This window comes from Priestia sp. 40 (assembly GCF_049368575.1).
Classification (GTDB): Bacteria; Bacillota; Bacilli; order Bacillales; family Bacillaceae_H; genus Priestia; species Priestia zanthoxyli.
The window spans coordinates 393498-408192 of sequence record NZ_JBMPZA010000005.1; the positions used below are offsets into that span (position 1 = coordinate 393498).

Annotated in this window: 17 protein-coding genes and 3 pseudogenes; 1 reads left to right on the plus strand and 19 read right to left on the minus strand. The window is 36.5% G+C overall.

The features are described from left to right. The first annotated feature begins 289 nt into the window (after positions 1–289). Positions 290–844, plus strand: a complete 555-nt coding sequence (gene lepB / locus ACO1DI_RS03010; protein ID WP_028414835.1) for a signal peptidase I — start codon at positions 290–292, stop codon at positions 842–844. 85 nt (positions 845–929) lie between these two features. Here lepB and ACO1DI_RS03015 read toward each other — a convergent pair. The 19 genes and pseudogenes from ACO1DI_RS03015 to ACO1DI_RS03105 all read right to left on the minus strand — a co-directional run. Then, a pseudogene (locus ACO1DI_RS03015) lies at positions 930–1100 on the minus strand (carboxymuconolactone decarboxylase family protein); the annotation flags it as partial. Between the two features lie 66 nt (positions 1101–1166). Then, a pseudogene (locus ACO1DI_RS03020) lies at positions 1167–1358 on the minus strand (tautomerase family protein); the annotation flags it as partial. Between the two features lie 114 nt (positions 1359–1472). Then, positions 1473–2099 carry a hypothetical protein gene (locus ACO1DI_RS03025; protein WP_423145068.1) on the minus strand — a complete coding sequence of 209 codons (627 nt, stop codon included), beginning with the start codon at positions 2097–2099 and terminating at the stop codon, positions 1473–1475. An 87-nt stretch (positions 2100–2186) separates the two neighbouring features. Then, the gene (locus tag ACO1DI_RS03030; RefSeq protein ID WP_423145069.1) at positions 2187–2681 is read right to left on the minus strand and encodes an SF0329 family protein; all 495 of its coding nucleotides are present in this window, start codon (positions 2679–2681) and stop codon (positions 2187–2189) included. 454 nt (positions 2682–3135) lie between these two features. Continuing rightward, positions 3136–3486 carry a DUF2178 domain-containing protein gene (locus ACO1DI_RS03035; protein ID WP_423145070.1) on the minus strand — a complete coding sequence of 117 codons (351 nt, stop codon included), beginning with the start codon at positions 3484–3486 and terminating at the stop codon, positions 3136–3138. A gap of 1 nt (position 3487) precedes the next feature. Then, on the minus strand, positions 3488–3715 hold the full coding sequence (locus ACO1DI_RS03040; RefSeq protein ID WP_028414839.1) for a helix-turn-helix transcriptional regulator: 228 nt from the start codon (positions 3713–3715) through the stop codon (positions 3488–3490). A gap of 240 nt (positions 3716–3955) precedes the next feature. Beyond that, positions 3956–4102 (minus strand): annotated as a pseudogene (locus ACO1DI_RS03045) (DJ-1 family protein); the annotation flags it as partial. Between the two features lie 454 nt (positions 4103–4556). Further along, positions 4557–5399, minus strand: a complete 843-nt coding sequence (locus ACO1DI_RS03050; RefSeq protein ID WP_014458861.1) for an alpha/beta fold hydrolase — start codon at positions 5397–5399, stop codon at positions 4557–4559. Positions 5400–5435: 36 nt separating this feature from the next. Continuing rightward, entirely contained in the window at positions 5436–6527 is a 1092-nt protein-coding gene (locus ACO1DI_RS03055; protein ID WP_423145071.1) for a low temperature requirement protein A, read from the minus strand. 255 nt (positions 6528–6782) lie between these two features. Then, entirely contained in the window at positions 6783–7427 is a 645-nt protein-coding gene (ycaC, locus tag ACO1DI_RS03060) for an isochorismate family cysteine hydrolase YcaC (RefSeq protein ID WP_014458859.1), read from the minus strand. Positions 7428–7601: 174 nt separating this feature from the next. Next, positions 7602–8168: an NADPH-dependent FMN reductase gene (locus ACO1DI_RS03065; protein WP_014458858.1), complete on the minus strand. Its 567-nt coding sequence runs from the start codon at positions 8166–8168 to the stop codon at positions 7602–7604. A gap of 155 nt (positions 8169–8323) precedes the next feature. Next, entirely contained in the window at positions 8324–9262 is a 939-nt protein-coding gene (locus tag ACO1DI_RS03070) for a ring-cleaving dioxygenase (protein WP_209367464.1), read from the minus strand. A gap of 142 nt (positions 9263–9404) precedes the next feature. Continuing rightward, positions 9405–9803, minus strand: coding sequence for a DoxX family protein (locus ACO1DI_RS03075; RefSeq protein WP_209367472.1), 399 nt, complete (start codon positions 9801–9803; stop codon positions 9405–9407). 541 nt (positions 9804–10344) lie between these two features. After that, positions 10345–10626 carry a hypothetical protein gene (locus ACO1DI_RS03080; protein WP_423145072.1) on the minus strand — a complete coding sequence of 94 codons (282 nt, stop codon included), beginning with the start codon at positions 10624–10626 and terminating at the stop codon, positions 10345–10347. Between the two features lie 10 nt (positions 10627–10636). Further along, the gene (locus ACO1DI_RS03085; protein WP_423145073.1) at positions 10637–11026 is read right to left on the minus strand and encodes an SHOCT-like domain-containing protein; all 390 of its coding nucleotides are present in this window, start codon (positions 11024–11026) and stop codon (positions 10637–10639) included. Positions 11027–11037: 11 nt separating this feature from the next. Continuing rightward, positions 11038–11403, minus strand: coding sequence for a DUF2089 domain-containing protein (locus tag ACO1DI_RS03090; protein ID WP_014458854.1), 366 nt, complete (start codon positions 11401–11403; stop codon positions 11038–11040). Positions 11404–11880: 477 nt separating this feature from the next. Further along, positions 11881–12714, minus strand: a complete 834-nt coding sequence (locus ACO1DI_RS03095; RefSeq protein WP_423145074.1) for an alpha/beta fold hydrolase — start codon at positions 12712–12714, stop codon at positions 11881–11883. Between the two features lie 30 nt (positions 12715–12744). Next, positions 12745–12927, minus strand: coding sequence for a hypothetical protein (locus ACO1DI_RS03100; RefSeq protein ID WP_171776780.1), 183 nt, complete (start codon positions 12925–12927; stop codon positions 12745–12747). 157 nt (positions 12928–13084) lie between these two features. Then, positions 13085–14530 (minus strand): DHA2 family efflux MFS transporter permease subunit, encoded by a 1446-nt coding sequence (locus ACO1DI_RS03105; protein WP_115654620.1) that lies wholly within the window; start codon positions 14528–14530, stop codon positions 13085–13087. Between the last annotated feature and the right edge of the window lie 165 nt (positions 14531–14695).

The following is a 14695-nucleotide window of genomic DNA, read 5'->3' on the forward strand; positions in this document are numbered from 1 at the left end:
TTTGCGAGCATCTTTGCTGTACGTGTTTCTTCCTTCGAGGAGTGGTTTAGAGATTTATATAAGGTTCCATCTTATAACACTATCATTTGGAAAGATAATAAAATAAAAAAGATTCTTTTAGATCCCCAAAAAGTAAAGATAATAAAGCAGGATCAAAATCATGCAATGAAGTTTATTGAACTTGTTAAAAAATCATCTAAGTAAACCTTTAATTGTTAAATTAAAGGTTTATTTCTATATATTGTGTTATACTCTTAAACATGTATTACGGTTGTAGAGGAGTTTTAAATTGAAACAGAAAGAGATTTTTTCGTGGATCAAATCCATCATTATTGCTTGTATCCTGGCTTTTGTGGTGAGAGAGTACATATTTACGCCTATAGTAGTAGACGGCGAATCGATGATGCCTACTTTAAAAGATAGTGAACATATTATTCTTAATGAAATGGGTAAAAATAACCCAGATAATATAAAAAGATTTGATATTATCGTTTTTCACGCTACAAAGGAAAAAGACTATATTAAAAGAGTAATTGGTTTACCGGGTGATCATATAGAATATCGCAATGACACGCTATATATAAACGGAAAAAAATATGAAGAGCCTTATTTGGATCAATACAAAAAAGAAATAGTAACAGGCCCGTTAACTGAGGATTTTAAACTTGAGGATTTTACAGGCAGCAAAACAGTTCCAGAAGGTCAATTGTTTGTCATGGGAGATAATAGAATGTATAGCTTAGATAGCAGATCACCTCAAGTAGGAACAATCTCCGTAGACAAAATCGTAGGAAAAGCAAAATTAGCTTATTGGCCTTTAAAAGAATTTCAATGGATTAAATAAAGTCTTTAAAAGCTCCCTTATTAAAGGGAGCTTTTTCTATTAAATACAAACTAAAAAATAACGATATTTATGTGCTTTACCTTTATTATTTCTCCGCTACTATATTCAGTACTGCAGCTGCTTTTGGCCACCCCACGTAAAAAGCCATATGAGTTATTAGTGCAATAATTTCTTTTTCAGTCACTCCATTCTTTTTTGCCAGCTGCAGATGAAAAGGCATTTGTTCAGTGTTGCCAATACTGATTAAAGCAGAAAGTCACAAAGTTAGGAGCAAGATCTCTCATGTCGTTCAGCAGCTTAGAATTAATACCGTTATTCATATTTATTGTGCCTCCTTTTGATTAACCATTTGTGCGATTCCTTGCCCAAATGACCAGTTTTCAAGGGTTGTTTCGTTTACTGTAATAAAGATATTGTTTGTAGAAAGGTCTAAGTCAGTGTGAAGTCCCTCTGCAATGGACTGATGTAGCTTCTTTTTCTGCTCGATAGTTCTCCCCTGCCCACATGTAATAGAAGGAAACTTATTGAACGTAATGAATTTATCTATAAAAAAATCCTTTGCTTCCAGGGCAAAGAATTTTTTTGCAGTTATAGAGAGCTTTGTCCCTTTTACAGATTAATATAATACTCATCCACTATCTCTATCATGAGCATAGTTTTTTGATAAGCTGTCTTTAAAGTCTTGAGGAAGCTTCATATTTCTAAAATTTAAGCCAATTAAATCTTCAACATCTTCATTTAAATACGACCATTTAGATGGTGATGTCATTAAATGGTCTAACAAAACAGATTCATTAAAACCTATGACACATATATCTAAGCTCCTTTCTCCCCATATCGCCCACTGCTTAGAAGAAGAAAACCATACCACCTTCTCTGAATTATAGTAAGGAGCATCCGCAGGGTAATCCTCCGGTCCAATTTCTAAGGCATTCCTATACTCTTCACTTGATAAAGAAGTAGGAAGCTTCAAGTAATTAAAATAGCCAAACTCTTTATAAAAATAGCTTGTGGGGTGTGGATCTAAAACCGCAACTGTAACTTCCTTTTCACTAAAGATTTTTGATAAATATTGTACGGTAGGCCAAAAATCATCACACATCACCCAATAGAACTCTTCAAATAAATAATAATCACACCTTTGGTTAAATACTTGGTCAGGCAATTCCTTATTTGTGTTAAAGATACTTTTTAAATTTTTATTAGTGGATTGAAATTCTTGGATATCTTTAATGAAGAAATTTGTGGGCTTCACAGTTTAGCCTCCTTTTTTATTAACTGGGCGTATGTTTGAACGGCGTGATGTTATCAACCTCGCATCTTAGTTCATAAAATTTCATGATTAAAGGGGGGGGACATTAGAATCATATCTTAAAGCTTCCAATGTCCTCTTGCCTAACCTTCTATCTACTAATGCAAGAGCTTGAAGAATAATATTCTCAGAATTTAATGCTCGATGAATGGTCAGCTGAGGATACTGGATAAAAGCGCCATAAACATGTTCAGCGTTAAAAACGCCTCTATGTTTTAGAATACTTGCAGTGTAGTCCATATCATCTACCTGGCCAATGAATTCTGGGAAACATTCATATAAACACTCGGGAAAAGGTTTGCTTGTTTTTCTCTTCACTTCCTCCCAGAGGTTATCATGTTCCATTAAATATTCTGCTGAAGAAGCATTAAAAACTTCCTTTTTATCTAAAGTAATCCAAATACGCGTCTGCTCTCCACGAGAAACGTTATATTTAGTTAGATGAATACTCAATCTATGCTTCAATTTACCACAGATTAAATTCCCCATATCTTTCTTTACTTTTGTCCATTTTTTAAATAGCAAACGTAAAAGCCGCCTCGATTTGTCAGATAAGGCAGCTTTTACGAGAAATTTAATATAGAATCTGTTTTACTATGAATTATAGTATACTTTTCCGGTAAACACTATATTTTCCTGTAGAGACACACTCGTCTGGGTAGAGAATATAGTTAACTATAAATTTAGTGATAAATATGATTTAGTTATTGGTCATCATCTATTTCATTTTATAAAACGTAACCAATGGTCTACTATAATTGAATGTCTGAAATGTTGAGCACTAAAGAAAGAGAATGAATGATGGTTGGTCTATAGGAATGTATCAATCTTATTCGTTTAAAGACGACCATAAAAATAAGAGTAGGATTGTCATGAAGTTAATAAGGTTGTTGTAAGAAAATTATAGTTAAAACACTAAAGCCAAAGAAATGTATAGCCTTCTATGGCTTTTTTACTGCTGGTAAATCTGCGTCATTCTCTAGTTTAAAAAATCCCTTTTATATCGAACAGCAAGATATATACCTGAAGCAATGAATGCAATGGAATATTTAAATAAGAAGAAAATTTGCCACATATATTCTTTTGGAAAAATCAAGTCGCACAAAATGACTCCATACAGTACAACGAGGGCACTTTTTAAACCGATTTGACTTGTTCTTTCGTCAGACACACTCATGCCCATTTTCTTTTGAAAAACATATATTAAAACCGCTCCTACTATAAGCGATATAAATCCAATACAAATAAGCACATTCCAGTTACTATTTGATTGTTCTGTCCAGGTTCTCAAAGGCGTAAAAATGGCATTTTCTATTTTGTCAGTTATCATGTTAATCCCTTCCTTTCACATAACTAAAAATATCGTTCACATCTACGTTAAAGAAATCAGCTATTCGAAAAGCTAAAACAAGAGAAGGCGAATAATTATTCTTCTCCATCACATATATAGTTTGTTTAGATACACCAACTGCGTCAGCCAATTCTTTTTGAGACATCCTGTTTAAAACTCGGTGCTCATACACTTTATTTTCAACGTAGTCACCATTTTTTTCTTTCAATGTAATCACCTTCCTTTTTTTGACTACAACTATATAATACAACAAACTTTGATAAAGGTAAAGTAAACTTATACAAAAGATAAATATTATTATACAATTTAGGGAAATAAAAAGAGTTAGACTCTTAACGAGGAGTCTAACTCTTTTTCTATTTCAACATCAAAAAATAAAGTACTCATTTCCTTTTACTGTTTAAAAACAGTTCATTTTCGTTTCTTCGCTAAAAACAATATTTGTTGATTAGTTAAATCCCATTAAGTTTTTCACCTGTTGAACATTCTCTAAAGAAGTTAATTTCTCTAATAGTAAAAAGGCCACATCAAACCCGGTGCTGGGGTTTGACGAAGTAATTATATTGTGGTTTACGACAATATAATCATCTTGAACAAGAATGATTACAGGCAAAAAGGATACGATTACTCCTTCTTTTCATGGGGAATTTGTGTTAAACGGCGTTTCTGATGCAGAACGAATTCAGCATATAGTTATCGAAAATGGAGGGTATTGTTCAGTTCTCAGTCCATTTCCCGACTTTATGAGATCTCCTACCTTCCTTCCCTCTCAGGATCCCGAAGGTTTTAATCGCAAGGAGTTTCATGAGGATCTGCAAAACGCTATATTGAACTTTTTATTACATTCTTGTTAACTATTAGTATTCTATATGTTGTTGAGACTTCTAAAGATACTAAAAGCATTTTTAAATCTTCTATCACAAAAAGAGTGATGTTAAGCAAATTCACTTACTATGCCTAACCACTTAAAAACAAAAAAGAAGTAACCATATTGGTAACTTCTTTTTTTCCTATTCATACGTCAGATTTTTCACCTACAAAATAATCACTTACATTCTGTCTCTTAAAAACGAAAGCAGCGCTTCGTTAAATTCGTGTGCATGCGTTGCATTTAAGCCGTGTGGACCGCCTTTTATTAAGGCTAATTTTGAACCAGAAATGGCTTCATGCGTTCGCTTTCCGCTATATTCAAATGGAACGATCTCATCTGAATCACCATGAATAATAAGAGCAGGTATTGTAAATTTGGCTAAATCATCTCTGAAATCCGTTTTGCTGAAAGCAGCTATACAGTCTAGTGTTCCTTTAGGCGATGCGGCTGCGGCAATATCCCGGTTGTACAGTCGAAATGGTTCGCTGACTAAGCCCTTTCCGTCTTCAGCTCCAAAAAATGTTTTTGTAAAATCATCAAGAAAAGCTAAGCGATCATTTTTTACGCCGTTTTCAAATTCTTGGATTCCTGCATCATCCAATGCTCCTTCAGGATGATCCTCTGACTTGTAAAGAAACGGCGGTACAGCTCCTGCAAATACGGCTTTTTCTACTCTATCTGTGCCGTACGTTCCTACATAGCGAGCTACTTCTCCCCCGCCCATTGAAAACCCGACTAGTGTCACATTTTTTAAATCCAAATGTTCTAGCAACTGATGTAGATCAGCAGCAAATGTATCATAATCGTAGCCGTCCCATGGCTGAGAAGACTTTCCGAATCCTCGGCGGTCATACGTGATGACTCTGTGCCCAGCCTCAACAAGAGCCGGAACTTGATATTCCCAAGATCGTCCGCTTAGTGGCCAGCCGTGAATTAAGACAACCGGCTTTCCTGTCCCATGATCCTCATAGTATAGTTCAATAGGTGCTTCATTTTCTGTTCCTACCGTAATTTTTGCCATTTTGCTACCTCCATTATATAGTCGTTCTTTATTTGGTTAAGTGGTCGTAACCCTAGCGTAGATCATAAAAAAGATGGCTAATTCTCCTATGATGAGCTTGCTGGGAACAATCAGTATTAAGTTAACAATAAAAAATACCGCTAAAATCCCTAAAAACAAGCCTAAATGATACACTTTCAAACGATGTTCTTCGAATCTATATTGGTGAAAAACAAGAGTCGTTGCCATGAAGTAAAGCAGCACGGAGCCAAATACAAAATATAAGCTGAATGTATAGTGAACTTCATGTAAAAACATGAGTTTAATTGATGCTGCAATCATGCTTAGAGACATGAGGATAAGTAAGTGTCCGTAAATAATCGTTTGCCCGGCTCTTTGAATAGATTTGTTTACTTTCTTTTCTACGTTCTCAAAGTACTGCCACCACATGGCAATGATCAGGACAAATGAAATAACCGCAAATAAGATTGTATTCCAGTCTCCTTTTTGAGGCTGTATCACAGCAAGAATGCTGACAACGGATTCTCCAAACAGGATTAATGTTAATAAAGCAAAGCGCTCTAATAAATGAGCGGTGTTGGTCGGTAATTTTGCCAGTCTATTATGCCCTAAAATAGGTAAAATCATGTCCACTGCAATTCCTGTATACAACACGGCGTAGCGAATCCATGAATCAAAAAAAAGCGAAAGAAGCGAGATAAAGATCCCAATCCCAAAGCATGTGCCTAAAAACACAGCAACTTTTTTTCTCTCACTCTGTTCAAATTTTTGAACAATAAGATACTGAAGAGCGGTTAACGCTCTTAGTCCAATATAGCCAATCAGAAAAGAGACGTAATATTGATCAAAATCTACAGACAGGCTTGAGATCATGATAAGAACAAACAGCATTTGAAGAATCATAAAGATGCGCTGATGCAAAAAGTCTTGTCCAAACCGGTTGATAAACATCGTTTGTCCGGTCCACGCCCACCATATAGGAATAAAAATTAAGACAAACTTTAACAAGTACTCCCCATGAATATACCCTTGTTCAACGTGAAGCAAAACATGCGTAGCAGTAGCAACCGCTGCCACAAATAACAAATCATAAAAAAGCTCCAGCCACGTAACTTTTTTTTCTTCCACTACTCCGCATCCCTTCCTATCATTTATAAGCTGTAGTGAATGTATTTTATTTTATATACAAGAGATGCATACTTCATGACAGGCAGCGTAGTAAAAGATAGATGAGCCGACTGTTCATCAGTCGGCTCATCTATCTAACAATTGCTCTTATGTCGTTACATTTTCTCCGTCACATAAATGCTCCATAGATGCCATTCTACTTTCATGTCTTATATGTAAAGAGAACGACCGATGCCAAAATGAAGCTCCGCTACGTTAAACGCCCTGCTTGCTGAAATCGCGCTGAGCTCCTCTATAGCTGCCCATTAAGTTTTGATATCCAGGAAGATGACTAGAAATTAAATTGCCAAAACCTTCAACGTCGTTTCGCCAATCACGCTGCAGCTCGCACGCTACGCTAAACCAGTTCATAAGCTGTGCGCCCCCGTGAGCCATACGCGTTAATGCTGCATCGGCTACTTGCTTATTAAACGTACCTGAAGCATCTGTCACAACAAACACTTCGTAGCCTGCTTTAATGGCAGAAAGCGCAGGAAAAGCAACGCAGACGTCTGTAACTACACCCGCGATGATCAGCTGTTTTTTGCCCGTTGCTTCAATGGCTTTAACAAAGTCTTCGTTATCCCATGCGTTGATTTGTCCAGGACGAGCTATCTTTGGCGCATCAGGAAACAAATCAACGAGTTCTTGCATGAGCGGGCCATTGGGTCCATTTTCAAAGCTAGTTGTTAAAATAACCGGTAAATCAAAGAATTTAGCCGTATCACCAAGAGCCAATACGTTGTTTTTAAATTCATCAACCCCATAGTCACGTACAAGGCCAGAAATAAGGCCCGTTTGGTGGTCAACTAAAAGCACAGCAGCATCATCTTTTGAAAGGCGAGAGTAAAGATCAGACATTTTATAATCCTCCTTAAATTAAGGCAAGTAAGGATACACGTACCTTTTTCGTTCCTTACAAGCGGTCTATAATTTGAACGGTTTTTTGGATTTCATTTATGATCTGTTAGGTAAAACATCTATAGAAAGAAAAGTTGTTTCTGAGGTGAAGGTTCGTGAGGTGTGTTCTCTTTCTTAATCTAGAACAGGAACAGGCGCTTGATCAATCCAATGAATGAACTGCTGTAAGTAGCGCTGAAGATAACGTTTTGTTGATTCATCAGTTAGTACCTTTTGTTGAACATCAACTTTTTCATGAACTTGCGAAATCAGCATTTTTTGAAATGGTAAAACATGAACTTGCATAGCTTCCAGTACTTCTCTCGTTTGTTTTTGAGCAAATGCTGTACCGAAGCCTCCAGGAGTTGCTCCAATGAGACCAACCGGTTTTCTGTTTAAAACAGAAGAAGTCCGAGGTCTTGATGCCCAGTCTAAGGCGTTTTTTAACACTCCTGTAATTCCGGAATTGTACTCTGGACTAACTATAATAACGCCGTCAACATCTTGAATCGCAGCTCTAAAGGATGCGACAGACTCTGGTGATCCGTCGGCTTCTAGGTCTTCATTAAAAAAAGGCAGGCTGCTTATTTCAATCCAGCGATATTGAGCTGAGTCATCTAATGTAGCCAATGACTCAGCGATCATTCGGTTATACGAATTCTTTCGTAAACTTCCACAAATAAGACCAATGGTTTTTGTCATCTATTCACCTCCTTACTTGGAATTAATTTCATATTACCACGGTGTTTCAAATATAGATATTAGTTTTATATATAGATAAATTAATTCCTTCTTTGTACCTAATTTGGGATCGAGCTAGCATTTTACTATTACTAAAAGAATTCTTTCGTTAAAATTTAGTCTAATTCTCTCACTTCAAAAGGAATCAAAGCTCTTTCAATTTGATCTCGGTGGGTTTCGTACTGTTCAGGCAGCATGAGCTTTTCTCCCATTGTTTCAAGTGACTCATCATGTGCAAAGCCTGGAGGGTCTGTTGCAATTTCAAATAGAATTTCTCCGTGTTCTTTAAAGTAAATCGCATTAAAGTAATTTCGATCTCGAACAGCCGTCACTCCGTATCCGCTATCGGCTACGTATTTCTGCCATTCTAATTGATCTTCATCATCTTTTGCTCGCCATGCAATATGGTGAACCGTTCCAACGCCCATTTGCCCCCGTCCAATGGTTGTTAATTTTAAATCAATCACATTTCCAATGTCAGCTGATGATTGAAAACGTATAAAATCTCCTTCTTGCCCTACTTTTTGTAGACCCATTACATTTTCTAATAACTGAGCTGTTTCATCAGGTCGAACCGATAATAACGTAGCGCCTCCGAATCCTTTAATAGCAACATCCGAATTAATTTCACCAGTTTGCCACGTATTTTTTTCTCCTTCTTCTCTTTCAACAATCTCTAAATGTAAACCGTGAGGATCGTCAAACTCTAAATACTGCTCTCTAAATCGCTCCATCTTTGTAGCTGGAACTCCAAACTTAGCTAATCGTTGTTCCCAAAAGCCCATCGCACCTTTTGGAACCACATAGGAAGTTACGCCAACTTGCCCGTCGCCTATTTTTCCTTGTCGTGCATTTGCCCACGGGAAGAATGTGATAATCGTTCCAGGTTTTCCGCCTTCATTTCCAAAGTAAAGGTGATACGTTCCTGGATCATCAAAGTTTACCGTTTGTTTGACCAAGCGTAATCCTAACACGCCCGCATAGAAATCAACATTTTCCTGAGGATGACCTACAATCGCCGTGATATGATGAATACCCGCTGTTTTTTTACTCATTACTACCATCTCCTTCGATACATTTTTCGTCATATGTTTCGTTATCCCTCTTAAAATTACAACTATTTATCGTAAATATCTCGAATTCGAGATATTAGTCAAAAAATAAAAGCACCTTTCTTATTCCAACCCATTCTCTCTTTTAGAAAATAAAAGTATCGAGTGCATAATAACCTGGTCCAGCGATTGCTACACCGACTGCTACAACTAGCAGCGTAAGATTATATTCATATCCGTTTTGTGTTGCCCAGTATCCATTTGGACCGTGTACTTTCACAATCGCCATGACCATTGTTCCTACAATTAAAAGCGCTCCAAGCGGCGTAAGAAGTCCTGCAGCAAATAAAGCCCCGCCTACCAGCTCTGATAATCCAGCCATTAACGCCATTCTAACACCTGGCTTCATTCCGATGGATTCAAACCAGCCTCCCGTTCCTTTTAGCCCGTGGCCGCCAAACCATCCAAACAATTTCTGAGTTCCATGGGCCATAAAAGATAATCCAATGACTAAACGTATTAACAATAAACCAATGCTCACCATTTTTTATTCCTCCTATTTTTTCATCACTTTAAAATCTCGAATTAAAATATCTTGAATTAAGGATAATTATAAAACCTTATAATTCCACTGTCAATATAAATTTTTATATTTTTTTGCAGCTAGTTGAAACGCTTAACGGCTTATTAGAAACATATTCATGATTTTGTGTGGATATGAGCACGGGGGTGGAAAATATAACGGGTGAACTTTGTTGTTCTTACTAAAAGTGAAGTGGTTTTTGAAACGCAACTATACTTAATGATTCTGAGCTAAATTGAGGCCCTTTTTTGTATCAAAACTTATCTCAAAGCCTATAAACAGAAGCTTATACATAAATAAAAGAAGCAATCCCGTATCGCCAGAGTTTGCTCCTTCTATTTGGACACATAGAGAATACCCAACTGTTAGATAGTACTCGTGTATATAACTAACCGAAGTTTTTTTCTACTTTCAAATATTTAAGACCTTTTATTAAATAAGCTCAGACAATCGGAGCCATTTTTATTTTAGTTCTTTAAAGCCAACTGCACTTTACACTAAATTATAGTCTAACTCTTACCTCCGTACCATCCGTAGCTTTGACATCTACTAGCACCATTCCCTTATGTTTCTTTAGTTCCTTGACGATAGGCTTTAGCACACTTTTATCTATTTGCGGAAAAGTAAAATTCAGCTCTTTTCTTTTAAAATGTTCTTTTGTCCATTTATCTGCATGCTTCTGGATAAATTTCGAAAAAACAACGCTAATAGCAACATTTAAAAGAGCATATGGAATTGGGATACTAAACCGAGCTTCTTTGGTTTTCACTTTTACATGAATCATAAGCGCACCGTTACTCAATGATGATTGAAACGGTATCTCCGTTCGCCGATTTAATGTCAACAATTTGACCATCTAACTCGTTTTCAATTGCTTCAACAATCAGGTTTATGTCTATATCTTTTACATATTTTTCTGATTGAGGAATACTTGCTGCGATGCTGTGTCCAGCCATTAATACCAGCTTGACAAGCTTTATGGGCAAATTCACCTTCACATTATCGTTTTCAGTTGAAACAACTCGAATTTTTAACGTTTTATCTAAATACTCATTCGGTTTTTTCAAAAGCTTATTGCTTGTTTCTTCTTTTTCTTTTAATACTTGAATCAGTTCTGATCCCTTTTCTGCATCAATTTTTCCTTCTTGAACCATTGTTAACACTTTTGTAATTTCCTCTTTCACAAAAATCCCCCCTATTCTTCTTTTAAGAGCTTGATGGCTTCTTCCGCTGTGATTTCACCATTTTCTAGCATAGACACAACTTTTTTCTCGTCTACTTCGTTTTTCTTCTTTTCTACATATCCAAGAGATGAAATGATGTCAGTCAGCTTGCCTCGAACCGTTGGATATGAAACGCCCAGTTCTTTCTCAACTTCCTTGATATTTCCCCTGCATGTTAAAAACACTTCTACAAAATGAAGCTGATCACTCGATAAGGAGGCCAGCTTAGATAATTCAAACTCATTTTCAATCGTCGTGTGACAATGGCTGCACTGCAGCTTTGTAATTTTTAACGTTTCACTGCAGACAGGACAACTTGTAAGCACTTTATAAGCCATAATCAAATCTCCTTCTTTTAGTTAATTTGATTATATAACAAATATTTAATATTAAAAACAATAAAATTAAATTAAATTAATAAAAAAATTAAATATATAAATACTAATTTTAATAATATTAATATCCCACTTTAAGTTATACCTACTAATAAATGAGATGCTTCAAACCTACAAAAATGAATATAAGATGAGATTAAATAAAAAAAGAGAAGGATAAACCCCTTCTCTTCAAAAAATATATGTGCTGTCTTCAGCGCAGACTTCATCATATTTCCCTCTGCATGTCAGTCAAAACACGGCTTGCACTGTTCATTTTTATTTATACCTTTACTCTTTCTGCTAAATGAATAGCAGCACTCACTAATAAAAGAGGTAAGATTGGCTTAACCTTACCTCTTGGAACTTGCTCTTTTATAGCAATATGATGTTGTACATTAGCCCTCCTTTTGTTTAAATGAAACTTTTTACAAATTGAGATTATTTCATAGGATTCTTCGACTTTTCAAATATGGATATTCCTTCATATCCCTTAAGTGTTTTTTCATCTAAAAAATCAAGAATCATTTCATTAAAAATATCTATTTCCATTGTGCTTATTGGGTCGAACGCATTTTCAAACAACGCAAGTGTGGCATTTGGAATATTGTCAAATAGTGTTTGTGAACCCTTTCTTTCGTCCACGCCCATGACTTTTTTATTTCCACCCATCACTAGTGTTGGGACCTTTATATGTTTTAACTCATTTGTATGAGTAGGAAATTCAGAGTTTTTTGCAAGGATTATCATTTCTTTATCGAATGTAAAAGAATCACGTAATACCTTCTTCGTGAATTCGTCCTTTCCATACACCTTCATCATCAGGGTGATAATGGTATCATAGGGCATCATTTTGAATACGGCATTGGACAACTTTAATACCAACCCTGACACCTTTGTAGGGATTTCACTGTACCCATTCGATAAAATCAGTTTATCAATGTGGCTAGAGTACTTTGATGCAAACAATTGAGCGGTAACAGAACCGTAGGATAAACCAACCAGATGAGTCTTGGTGATATTAAGTTCATCTAAAAATAATTTTAGGTCTTCCGCCATCACTCTTGCTGAAAATTTATCATTTGGAAAGGTTTTTGTAGATTCTCCGTGTCCCCTCATATCTAACATAATCATTTTATATCTAGAGGAGAAGGCATCTATTTGCGGGAGCCACATCTTCCAGCTACCTCCTAATCCATGTAAAAACACTATAGGCTGACCTTCTCCTCTTACTTCATAATTTATCAGAGCTTTGTTTAATTCTACTTTCGGCATATTTCCCCCCGTTATCCCTTTTATCAATTTTTATTTTCCAAATAAGAATTCTGTGTCGAGGTGAATTTTCCACCTTGAACAATCCTGCTGCGTTAACTGCATAAGCGTCCCTATGATTTCAACATAAATATCCAAAAACCTGCTTGCCATTTTTAACACAATCGTCCGGATAACAATTAGCGTACCAATTGGCAAGCTGATAATATTTTCCACTAAAGTGATAACCCTTCATTAAATTCACAGGAAATCCTAACATATCAACAAAAAAATACAGTCCAATTCGGTTTCCAATTGGACTGTATTTTTCATGAATTGAGTTTTTGTATTCGAAAACTGAATCCTTTACATCGATAATGGTCTGTGGTTTTTATTAATGCGCCTTCTGTTCAACATTAACTCTCTTGATAAAGAACGAAATAACCAATCCAACAATTGAAACAATAATCGCAAAGATGAACGCATGCTGAACACCGTTGGTAAAGGCAAGAACTTGGTTTAATGGATCCATTTTATCTGATACCGTCTCAAGGAAGCTTCTTGAACCTGATGACAGAATCGAGATTCCAACAGCTGTTCCAATTGCGCCTGAAACCTGCTGTAAAGTGTTCATAATCGCTGTTCCATGCGGGTACAGCTCAGGTGGGAGCTGATTTAATCCATTTGTTTGAGCTGGCATCATAATCATCGAAATAGCTATCATAAGCGCAATGTGTAACCCAATGATAAACCCTGTTGACGTTTCCAGCGTTACGGTTGAAAAACCATACATGGTGCCGACTACAATCAAAAGACCAGGAATAACTAGCCATTTGGGACCAAAACGGTCAAATAATCCGCCCATAACCGGTGAAAGAATTCCGTTAATAACTCCTCCTGGAAGAAGCATTAGGCCAGCGGCAAAGGTTGATAAAGCTAATGATGTTTGTAAGTACAGGGGTAAAATCATCATGGCAGACAGTAGTACCATCATGCAGACTAGAATTAATAAAAGACCAATTGTAAACATTGGATACTTAAAGGCTTTAAGGTCTAACATTGGCTCTTTCATCTTCGTTTGACGAATAGAGAAGGCAACTAGTGCAACAGTTCCAATCACAAGAGTTAGAATAACCTGTAGACTTCCCCAGCCCCCGCCTTCTCCAGCGCTGCTAAATCCAAATACAATTCCTCCAAAACCTATTGTTGAAAGAACAACGGAAATCATATCGATTTTTGGCTTTGTTGGTGTCGTAACGTTCTGCATAAAGAAAGCTCCAAACACTAAAGCAACCACTAATAACGGAAGTGAAATCCAGAAAATCCAGTGCCACGTTAATGTTTTTAAGATTAAGCCTGATACAGTTGGTCCAACAGCTGGGGCAAACATAATAACGAGGCCGATGATTCCCATTGACTTTCCACGCTTATGCGGCGGAATAATAACAAGGATTGTGTTAAACATAAGCGGTAAAAGTAAGGCAGTTCCCACAGCTTGCACGACACGGGCAATCATGAGTACCCCGAACGTTGGTGCAATAGCCGCAATAAATGTTCCAATGATGGAGCAAATTAGCGATGCTATAAAAAGCTGTCTCGTCGTAAACCGCTGAAGAATAAAACCTGAAATAGGTACCAGAATTCCTAACGTTAATAGATACCCTGTTGTTAGCCATTGTGCCGTTGTTTCGTGAATACCAAAGCCTGAAATTAGCTCTTTTAACGCCATATTTAGCGCTGTTTCACTAAATAAACCGATAAACCCGGCAATAAGAAACGACGTAATAATCGGCAGTACTTTGATGTTAGAGCCTTCGGCTGCTATTTGTTGATTACTCATATTAAATTGTCTTCCTCTCTTTTACGTACTCTTTTTGATAAATTTTTTTCTATCTCAATGATAAGTTGATTAGCAGACAAACGATACATACCGATATAAAGATTAGCAATAAGTTTAAGACATTGTGCTGATTAAGCTTTTTCCTTCTCTTCTCTTTTGCCCGGG

What these genes read in the sequence shown, in the direction of transcription:
- ACO1DI_RS03035 (WP_423145070.1), bottom strand. Translation starts at nt 3,486, where the DNA reads ATGATAACTGACAAAATAGAAAATGCCATTTTTACGCCTTTGAGAACC.
- ACO1DI_RS03050 (WP_014458861.1), bottom strand. Translation starts at nt 5,399, where the DNA reads ATGGCAAAAATTACGGTAGGAACAGAAAATGAAGCACCTATTGAACTA.
- ycaC (WP_014458859.1), bottom strand. Translation starts at nt 7,427, where the DNA reads ATGTCTGATCTTTACTCTCGCCTTTCAAAAGATGATGCTGCTGTGCTT.
- ACO1DI_RS03065 (WP_014458858.1), bottom strand. Translation starts at nt 8,168, where the DNA reads ATGACAAAAACCATTGGTCTTATTTGTGGAAGTTTACGAAAGAATTCG.
- ACO1DI_RS03070 (WP_209367464.1), bottom strand. Translation starts at nt 9,262, where the DNA reads ATGAGTAAAAAAACAGCGGGTATTCATCATATCACGGCGATTGTAGGT.
- ACO1DI_RS03075 (WP_209367472.1), bottom strand. Translation starts at nt 9,803, where the DNA reads ATGGTGAGCATTGGTTTATTGTTAATACGTTTAGTCATTGGATTATCT.
- ACO1DI_RS03080 (WP_423145072.1), bottom strand. Translation starts at nt 10,626, where the DNA reads ATGATTCATGTAAAAGTGAAAACCAAAGAAGCTCGGTTTAGTATCCCA.
- ACO1DI_RS03090 (WP_014458854.1), bottom strand. Translation starts at nt 11,403, where the DNA reads ATGGCTTATAAAGTGCTTACAAGTTGTCCTGTCTGCAGTGAAACGTTA.
- ACO1DI_RS03095 (WP_423145074.1), bottom strand. Translation starts at nt 12,714, where the DNA reads ATGCCGAAAGTAGAATTAAACAAAGCTCTGATAAATTATGAAGTAAGA.
- ACO1DI_RS03105 (WP_115654620.1), bottom strand. Translation starts at nt 14,530, where the DNA reads ATGAGTAATCAACAAATAGCAGCCGAAGGCTCTAACATCAAAGTACTG.